2 protein-coding genes are annotated in these 891 nt (G+C 43.8%); both read left to right on the plus strand.

Going from position 1 to position 891, the window contains the following annotated elements:
• Positions 1-439, plus strand: a 439-nt coding sequence (locus R7Q09_RS24710) for a serine hydrolase (protein ID WP_318143768.1), incomplete at its 5' end; no start/stop codon positions are given.
• Positions 440-583: 144 nt separating this feature from the next.
• A partial coding sequence (locus R7Q09_RS24715; RefSeq protein WP_411913117.1) for a nucleotidyltransferase domain-containing protein occupies positions 584-891 on the plus strand: 308 nt, incomplete at its 3' end.

Consider the following 891-nt stretch of genomic DNA (forward strand, 5'->3'; position numbering starts at 1 on the left):
TGCTAATCATTTCACTGATATTTCAATCAAAGCAAACGAAGAACAAATGCACAAGGATTGGAATACCCAATATCAAAATTGGGCAACCCCAACAGCGATGAACAAACTGTTAATAGATACTTATAATAATAAGAACCAATTACTTTCTAAAAAAAGTTATGATTTTATTTGGAAAATTATGAGAGAAACAACAACAGGAAGTAACCGATTAAAAGGACAATTACCAAAGAATACAATTGTTGCTCATAAAACAGGGACTTCCGGAATAAATAATGGAATTGCAGCAGCCACTAATGATGTTGGGGTAATTACTTTACCGAATGGACAATTAATTTTTATAAGCGTATTTGTTGCAGAGTCCAAAGAAACTTCGGAAATTAATGAAAAGATTATTTCAGACATTGCAAAAATAACGTGGGATTACTATTTGAATAAATAAAAAACTACCGCTAACACTGGCTCATAGGCAATGGCGGGTTGAAGTGCAATTTGCAAAGTCGGTAGCCCGCCCGAGCGTTTTCTCGGTTTGACAGGAAAGGCTCACGCAAACCGCCACTGCCCATAGCCCAAACCGTTAGGCCGCATGGACACAACGCAGGTCACATTGATACACAAAATTCTAGCTGCGGCAGATGAGCGAAATCTGCCGCTCTGGATCGGTGGGGGCTGGGCGATCGATGCACGGCTAGGGCGTGTAACACGCAAGCACGATGATATTGATCTGACGTTTCCCGGCGAGAGGCGCGGCGAGCTCGAGGCAATAGTTGAAATGCTCGGCGGGCGCGTCATGGAGGAGTTGGACTATGGATTCTTAGCGGAGATCGGGGATGAGTTACTTGACTGCGAACCTGCTTGGTGGGCAGACGAAGCGTATGAAATCGCGGAGGCTCC

It is taken from the genome of Vibrio sp. 2130-1 (assembly GCF_033339515.1).